The organism is Verrucomicrobiota bacterium (genome assembly GCA_016871535.1).
In the GTDB taxonomy this organism is placed as follows: Bacteria; Verrucomicrobiota; Verrucomicrobiia; order Limisphaerales; family SIBE01; genus VHCZ01.
In genome coordinates, this window is record VHCZ01000004.1 from 79,349 (window position 1) to 86,095 (window position 6,747).

Sequence of the window (6,747 nt, forward strand, 5' to 3'; positions counted from 1 at the left end):
AAAAAGTCAGACTTGCCCCGCGCCGTTGGATTCCACCCAGCGCACGGCGTGGCGGATCAATTCCGACGCGGTTGCGATCTTGAGTTTGGTCTTGATGTTCACGCGGTGGACTTCGACGGTTTTGACGCTGATGTGAAGGCGCTCGGAGATTTCGCGCGTGCTCTTGCCCTGGCCGATGAGTTGGAAGACCTCGAATTCGCGGTCGCTCAGATTTCCCACCGCCGAGCTGCCGGCGTCGGATCGGCGGCCGGAAAAGATTTCCAGGATCTTGGCCGACATTTTCTCGCTCACGTAAATCTGGCCGTTCAGGACCTGCCGGATGGCCTCCATCAACTTGCGGCCGCCTTCTTGTTTCATGATGTAACCGCGTCCGCCGGCGCGCAAGACGCGCTCAGCGTAGAGCGATTCGTCGTGCATCGAAATCACCAGGATGGCCAGGCCGGGCCGAATCGCTTGAATATCCTTGATGAGTTCGAGACCGCTCTTGTCCGGCAGCGCAATGTCGGCCAGCACCAGATCCGGCCTGGTCTTGGCGACGATTTCCAGCGCCTGGCTGGCGTTCTCGGCCTCGCAGCAAACCGCGAGATCCGGCTCGTTGCCCACGAGCTGAGCCAGGCCTTGCCGCATCATGGGATGGTCATCCACGATGAGAATGCGCTTCTTGCCGGGAGACGCCGCGGAATTCTTTTTTTGGGTCATAGACCGATCTTGAACGTGCAAACGACCTGAGTGCCCTTGCCCGGCGCCGGCGAAACTTCCAGTTTCGCGCCGATCGTGCTGGCGCGATAACTCATGATCTGCAAGCCCATTCCGTTCTTTGCGTCCGGAGTCTTGGGAAAACCTGCGCCGTCATCCGTAATCGCCAGACGGCCCATGGGGCCTTCCGAAACCAGATCAATGACGATTCGGCCCGGTTTGCCATGTTTGATCGCGTTGCTGATGGCTTCCTGCGCGATCCGGTACAGGTGCGTGGCCGCGGCGTAGTCGCGCAGCAGCACCGGCGGATCGCACTCGAACTGACAGGTCACGTGGAAAAGTCTCTCTGTGTTGCTCGCCAATTCGTGAAGGGCCGACATCAGCCCGTTCGACTCCAGTTCGATGGGGGCCAGCCCGCGGGCGAGCATGCGGGTTTGCGCGATGGCCTCGCGCACGTGCTGGGCGATCTTGGCGGCCTGGGCGGCTTCGGGCCGTCCTTTCTTCGTGAGGTTTTGTTCCAGGACCTGGCTCATCAGTTCAATGCCGGCCAGGTGTTGGCAAAGGCCGTCGTGCAGATCCTGGCCCATGCGCCGTTGTTCCTGATGGCTGATGTCAGCGATTTGCTGTTCGAGCCGCTGGCGTTCCTGTTCCGCCGCCGCGAGCCGGCGGTCTTTCTCCGTTTGCTGCAAAGCCCGTTGCACCACGGTCGGAACGAATTCCTGGAACCGCACGTCCTTGACCAGGTAATCGAGGGCGCCGCGTTTCATCATCTCAACGGCCACGCGTTCGTCGCCCTGGCCCGTGATGATGATGAAGGGAACCGACCGATTCAACTGCTCCAGATGATTGATCAGATCCTTCCCGTCAATGTCCTGCAGTTTCAAGTCGAGCAGCATCAGGTCGGGCCGATGCTGGGTGAGCCAGGCAATCGCTTCCTGGCCGGACGTGGCCGTCACCGTGGCAAATCTCTCGCGCCGCAAGGCCTTTTCGATCAGGCGCAGAAGCCCCCGGTCATCGTCCACAATGAGAATCGTCGCTGGCGATTCGATTCGTTCCATAACCGCCAATACTTGGAATGCTGCCGCTTAGCTGTCTGTATTCAGTTTTCGATGGGGAGCGCACGCGCCCTCGCGTGCGGTGGTCGGCGCCCTCGCCGACCACAGGAGTGCCATCAAACATTCACTATTTCGTGACCGTCTGAGCCTCCGTTTCGACCGGCGAGGCGCCGGTCGAAACACGCGAGGGCGCGTGTGCTCCCCAATTTCGACTGACAGTTACCTCCCTTCGCAGGGAAGAGACGGAGAAGATCAGAAATCCATTCCAGATTCATTCGTCGATTCAACGGCCGTGGCTAAATGACGGCGTCGCTTGAAGTTTCTTTGGCGCGAATTTCCGGCACTTCAACCAGACTGACGAAGAGGCCCAGTTGTTTGACGGCTTCGGCGAACTTTTCGTAATCGACCGGCTTGACAACGTAATTGTTGCAGCCCAGGCCATGGCACCGTTCGACTTCGCGCGGATCATCGGTCGTGGTGAGCATACTGATCGGAATTTTGCGAAGCTCCGAGTCGGCTTTGATCTGCCGGAGCACTTCAATGCCATCCACCTTGGGCATCCGGATGTCCAGCAACAACAGGTACGGCGTATCCGGCTCGCGTTTCCGTCCCGAACCCCGCTCGAGGAGAAAGTCGAGAATCTGTTGTCCGTCTTCGAACCGTTCAATCCGGTTGTGCAGTCCGGCGCGGGTCAGGTTCTTTTCGATGAGCCGGGCGTGTCCCGCGTCGTCATCGGCGATCAGGATCACCACTTCCTTCGTCATAGTCATATTTTATCCTTTGAGTTTGGGGCGGAAGGCAAGGAAACAAAAAAAACGCTGCCGCGCCCTGGCTCGGATTCGACCCGGATTTTTCCATCCTGCCGCTCCAGGATGCGCTGAGCGATAGTAAGTCCCAGCCCTTCGCCTTCGCCGTGGCTCGGGTTCAGCCGGTGGAAAATCTCGAAAATCTTGTCTTGATGTTCGGGAGGAATGCCGATGCCGGTGTCGCGAACCGCATAAACGGATCGGCCATTTTCGGCACGGCCCGAAACGTGGATGCTCCCGGGCCGGTCCGGCGCGCGATATTTGACGGCATTGTCGAGCAGATTGGAGAAGACCTGATTGATCTGGGTCGCATCGCCGAGGCAGTTTGGCAGCGGATCGATATGACAGGCCATGCCCGCCTGTTGGAGCTGGAATTCCATCGTCCGCGCCATATTCGTGAACATCGCGTTCATGTCCAGGGGCTCGATCCGCAACGCGGCCCGGCCCATCCGGGAGAAACGGAGAAACCCCGACAACAGCGCGTCCATCTTGCTCACGCCGGCCTGGATGTATTGCATGGCTTCCGGCACTTCGTCGGCCAGGATGGCGGCCAACTCTGATTTGCTGACGGCGGAGCTTCCGGAGCCGGCCAGGAGCGAACCGACTTTCTCGCAGGCCCGCGCCAGTTCTTTGCTAAATCCCTGGATGTTGACCAGCGGCGAGCGCAGGTCATGGGAGGCGACGTACACGATCGTTTCCAGTTCTTTGTTTTTCTCCGCCAGCGTCCGGGCGAGTTCGGCAAGGCGTTCTTCGGCACGCTTGCGTTCCGTGATGTCGCGCACAAAGCCGGTGAACAGCCGCTGATCCGCCAGGCGAACTTCGCTCACGGCCAGATCCATCGGAAAAACCGTTCCGTCCTTTTTCCGGCCAACCACCTCCCGGCCAATGCCGATGATTTTGGCCTGGCCGGTGCGGTGGTAATTCGCGAGATAACGATCGTGCTCCTCGCGGTAAGACGAGGGCATGAGGAGGCTCACGCTTTTTCCGATCACCTCCGCGGCGATGAAGCCAAAGATTCGTTCGGCCGCCGAATTCATGGACTCGATGATCCCGCGTTCGTCAATGGTGATGATGCCCTCGACCGCGGTGTTGACAATGGCCCGGAGCCGTTCTTCGCTGTCACGCAAAGCAACGGCCGACCGCTTGTGTTCTTCGGACTCCCGTTGCATGGCGTCATTCGCGCGCGTCAGGTCGGCGGTGCGGCTTCGAATCCGCTCTTCCAGCAGATCTCTTTCGTTCGCGAGAAGCCTTTCGCTCTGTTGGCGCCGGGCGTTCTCCCGGAGCAACAGAAAAAACACGCTGGACAACAGCCCCACGCTGAAGACGCCGAAGCTCAAATCCATCAAGATGGTGCGATTGGCGCGCGTCCGGGACAAGTCGCTGCGAACTTTCAGAAGGCGCCGCTCTTCCTCGGTCATCTCTTCGACCAACCGGCGAACCGCCTCCATGACTTGCCGGGCGTCTCCTTTCTGAATCCGGCTCGCCGCGGCTTCCAGCCCTTCGCGCCGCCGAAGCTCGATGCGGTCGCGGATGAAATTGAGGCGCTCCTGGATGAGCGGCTGCAGTTTGTCCAATCGAGTCTGAGTGCCCGGATTGTCCTGGGTTAAGCGCCGCAGTTCCGCCAGCAATTGCGGGAGCCGGTTCGTGGCCGTGAGGAAGGGAGCCAGAAAACGTTCGTCTCCCGACACGACGTATCCGAAGAGCCCGTTCTCCGCTTCGGTCAACCGGACCAGCACCTCCTCTTGCACCCCGATCACCTGGTGCGTGTGGGAAACCCAGCGGGACGTTTCGACAAGCTGGCGGGCATTCCAGAGTGAAAACCCTCCAGCCACAGCCAGGAGCAACAGTCCCAGTCCGAGTCCGACTGCCAGTCTTCGTTCCACGGGGCGTGCCTTCAGCAGACCGGGCATCCAGTGTGTTTGCGCGTCGTTGTCGATTGCGACCAGATACTCAAGGGCCTGGTCAATGTCGAGGCGCCAATCAATGTAGGGCGAGTCCGTCCCGGCGAGCCGCTCGACGTGAGTGGAACGCGTCTCGTCCGGCTCGCTGGGGACGGGCTCGCCCTACCTGGACGTTCGTGGGGAGTTTCACCGTGCCCCGGCCGGCAGTTGCAGGCGATATTCCGTCGGCGATAACCCCAGGATCCGCTTGAACATCCGGTTGAAATGGGTGAGGGACTGAAAGCCCACCTCGTAGGCAATCTCGCTCACTCTCAGGTTGGGATTGAGCAGAAGATTCTTGGCCTTCTCGATCCGGACGCGCGAGACGTAATCGGTGAAGTTCAGGCCGGTGATCTTCTTGAACATCTTGCAAAAGTAAAATGTGCTGGTGTTGACGGCCTTCGCAACCTGGCCGAGCGAGAGTTCTTCACCTTGATGCTCTTGAATGAATTCCTTTGCGCGCGTGACGACGGGAGGCTCGGCATTGCCTTGCCGGACGACAATCTGATTGGAGACCATCGACAAATGTTGAGCGAAGATCACGAGCAGTTTGACCATCGAGTCGTATTCTTTGGCGGCCAGCACGCGCGTGCCAAAGTAGGCCTTCTTGAGTTCCTCGGCATCGACGTCCACGCCCCAGTCGCGAGCCAGCTTGACCGTGCGGTCGAATTGGGCCGCGGTGGGTTTTCTGCGAAACACCTGTCCGGTCTGGAGAAAACCGATCAAACGATCGCCCAGGCGGACCGGCACGGCGGTGTCGCACAAACCCAGAGGGCAGATGACGGTTTGGGCCTGCTGGGTGGCGGTTTCGGAAAGCTTCTGCTGCACCTGCAGGCACGCGGCGCAAGCGCGGCTCTTCTGGGCCACGAGCCAGCAGAAGGGGCTCTCCTTGCGCCGGCCGTGATGAGGCAATTGCCACGATTCCACGGGCCGCAAAGCGACGGGCAGTCCGGTGGTTTCACTGAAGGCGCGTTCGTAGTCTTGATAGATCGGCGAATTCTTCAGAGCTTCAATCAAGCTGTCTTTGTTATTATTCATGTTCGTTCTCTTTCGCTTCCTGGCGCGTCATTGCCAAACTTCGTTCACCCGATTTTGTTTGATGCGAACAAAATACGAACAGACGCGGGAAACGACAATTGGGCGCGGCCCCAATCGTGGTCTGGCGCGCGCGCCTAGCAGGGCTAAGGAAATTCCTTAGCCGTAACAATTCAGTCGGGAACCACGAATGAACACAAATCGACACGAATAGGATCAAGCGCTTTCTCGATGTCCACGTGAATGATCACTCTCTGAGCCAGGTAGGACGAGTGCGTCCCGGCGAGCCACTCGACGGGCTTGGAACACGTCCGACTCGGCTCGCTGGGGACATGCTCGCCCTACCGTCAGTCTCTTCGATTCGTGTTTTCGTTGATCTGCATCAATCCACGATCTGAAGAATCGTTCTAGTCTGCCCGCAGATGAGAAAACGAGTTGTCACGCTGGACGTGCGCGAGGACATCCGAAGCGGGGTCGAACCTCTGCCGAAGATCCTGGGCACGGTCCGGGCGCTGTCCCCGGATGAAGCGCTGCGACTCATCGCGCCGTTTGAACCGTTTCCTCTGTTTTCCATTCTGGCGCGACAAGGCTTTTCGCATGAGTCTCGACGAACGGGAACTGGTACCTGGGAGGTGTTATTCTCGCGCGCGGCGATTGATCGGAATTCTCCCAAGAATTCTGGCCAATCGCCCGCGCCCCGCCCGGCCTAAGAGCGTGTCCGAAAATTCCGCGGGGTCCTGTTTTCGCGCCAAAGGCCGGATGGCGAGGCGCGACGAAGGAGAATATCCTCCCTGGATCTTCGACTGAGGAGCAACGAAGCCAGGCGGCCTTTGGCGCGAAAACCCTCCGGGCGGCTGCTCGTTCGCTCTGCGACTGAGGAGAAACGAAGCCAGAAAGCGAAATCGCCCCAGCCCTCCGGGGCGGGGCGGCGCTCCCGCCAAAACCGGAATTTATTTTTGCACAGACCCTAAGGCCTCCTGATTGAGCGCACCCCGTCTCCCTCGAAGTTCATGCCCATGAAGCCGGTTCACGAACTTTCTAACCGAGGGCGAGTTCCGCGGCTCGCTTTTCGGGAGCCGCGATCGCCTTTTGAAGAACAGCCTCGATCCATCCCAGCGAAGCGAGTCCCACGACTTCGTGAATGACTTGCGCGCTTTTGAACAGGAGCAACGTCGGCACGGCGCCGATATCGTGCCGGCTGGCCAGGTCCGGCTC

6 protein-coding genes are annotated in these 6,747 nt (G+C 59.6%); 1 reads left to right on the forward strand and 5 read right to left on the reverse strand.

Going from position 1 to position 6,747, the window contains the following annotated elements:
- Positions 1-6: 6 nt before the first annotated feature.
- The 5 genes from FJ398_01415 to FJ398_01435 form a co-directional block, all read right to left on the reverse strand.
- Positions 7-699 carry a response regulator transcription factor gene (locus FJ398_01415; GenBank protein MBM3836613.1) on the reverse strand — a complete coding sequence of 231 codons (693 nt, stop codon included), beginning with the start codon at positions 697-699 and terminating at the stop codon, positions 7-9.
- Entirely contained in the window at positions 696-1,754 is a 1,059-nt protein-coding gene (locus tag FJ398_01420) for a response regulator (GenBank protein MBM3836614.1), read from the reverse strand. The genes FJ398_01415 and FJ398_01420 overlap by 4 nt, the downstream gene beginning before the upstream one ends.
- A gap of 293 nt (positions 1,755-2,047) precedes the next feature.
- The gene (locus FJ398_01425; protein MBM3836615.1) at positions 2,048-2,521 is read right to left on the reverse strand and encodes a response regulator; all 474 of its coding nucleotides are present in this window, start codon (positions 2,519-2,521) and stop codon (positions 2,048-2,050) included.
- A complete protein-coding gene (locus tag FJ398_01430) occupies positions 2,518-4,467 on the reverse strand; it encodes a PAS domain S-box protein (GenBank protein MBM3836616.1) in 1,950 nt (649 codons plus the stop codon). The genes FJ398_01425 and FJ398_01430 overlap by 4 nt, the downstream gene beginning before the upstream one ends.
- A gap of 177 nt (positions 4,468-4,644) precedes the next feature.
- A complete protein-coding gene (locus FJ398_01435; protein ID MBM3836617.1) occupies positions 4,645-5,535 on the reverse strand; it encodes a helix-turn-helix domain-containing protein in 891 nt (296 codons plus the stop codon).
- Between the two features lie 419 nt (positions 5,536-5,954).
- Between FJ398_01435 and FJ398_01440 the strand changes: the two genes are divergently transcribed.
- On the forward strand, positions 5,955-6,242 hold the full coding sequence (locus FJ398_01440) for a DUF2249 domain-containing protein (GenBank protein ID MBM3836618.1): 288 nt from the start codon (positions 5,955-5,957) through the stop codon (positions 6,240-6,242).
- Positions 6,243-6,747 lie beyond the last annotated feature (505 nt).